The organism is Brevundimonas denitrificans, assembly GCF_030160755.1.
In the GTDB taxonomy this organism is placed as follows: Bacteria; Pseudomonadota; Alphaproteobacteria; order Caulobacterales; family Caulobacteraceae; genus Brevundimonas; species Brevundimonas denitrificans.
Genome location: NZ_BSOY01000147.1, coordinates 1 through 1,078, shown reverse-complemented (window position 1 = coordinate 1,078; position 1,078 = coordinate 1). Strand labels below are relative to the sequence as shown.

Here is a 1,078-nt window from a genome sequence, read left to right as displayed (position 1 = left end):
GGCTACCGCACGGCGGTCGAGACTCTGGCCGCCGCCCTGGCCGAGGCCATGTCGGCTGCGGCGGTCGAGGCCGGCGCATGATCCGTATCCTGCCGCCCCTGCTCCTCACTGTCCTGCTCCTCGCCGGCTGGGAGCTCGCCTGCAGTCTGCTCCACGTCCCGCCGTGGTTCCTGCCCCCGCCCAGCGCCGTGGCCACGGCCCTGATCGCGCGCGCGCCCCTTCTCGCCGCCTCCGCCGCCGCCACCTTCTGGATGGCCCTGCAAGCCCTCGCCGTCGCCGCCCTGCTCGGCGGCGGCCTGGCCCTGGCCGTCTCGCTCAGCCGTTCCGCCGAACAGGCCGTTCGCCCCCTCGCCGTCGCGCTGCAGGTCACGCCGGTGGTGGCCATCGCCCCGCTGGTGATGATCTGGGCCGGGCTCGATCACGCCGACCGGGCGGTGGTGGCGCTCGCGGCGACCGTGGCCTTCTTCCCCCTGTTCTCGGGCGTCCTGACCGGGCTGAAGTCCGCCGACCCCGACCTCGAGCGGCTGTTCGACCTGTACGGCGCCTCGCCGGTCCAGCGCCTGATCCGGCTGCGCCTGCCCGCCGCCCTGCCTTTCGTGCTGGAAGGGCTGCGGGTCGCCGCCGGTCTGGCCGTGATCGGCGCCGTCGTGGCCGAGTTCGTCTCCGGCTCGGGCGCGACCCAGGGGCTGGCCTGGCGGTTGCTGGAGGCCGGAAACCGGCTGCGCACCGCCGACATGCTGGCCGCCCTCGCCTGTCTGATGGTCATGGGCCTGTTGCTGAACGCCGCCGTCGGCCTGCTGGACCGGGCGGTGCGGCGCAGACTTTCCTGAGCCTGACCCTGGCGAGGAACGCCCCGGCGTTAGCAGCGGGTTAAGCGACGCATGGCTAGCGTGAGGCTCCCCTCCCGCGTCCGGAGACGCCCAGTTGCGCCGCCCTTCGATCCTGACGACCGCCCTGCTCGCCGCCGCGGGCGTGGTGCTGTTCGCCGGCGCCGCCGCTGCCCAGACCGTCGGCGCACCGGCGGGTGAGGCGCGCGGCCTGCGCTATCTGTCCTGGCCCAGCCGCAGCGAGGCCGGCC

1 protein-coding gene is annotated in these 1,078 nt (G+C 74.9%); it reads left to right on the top strand.

Translation table 11 applies throughout. The features are described from left to right. Positions 1-77 precede the first annotated feature (77 nt). Positions 78-830 (top strand): ABC transporter permease, encoded by a 753-nt coding sequence (locus tag QQJ79_RS15385; RefSeq protein WP_284223806.1) that lies wholly within the window; start codon positions 78-80, stop codon positions 828-830. The last annotated feature ends 248 nt before the right edge of the window (positions 831-1,078 follow it).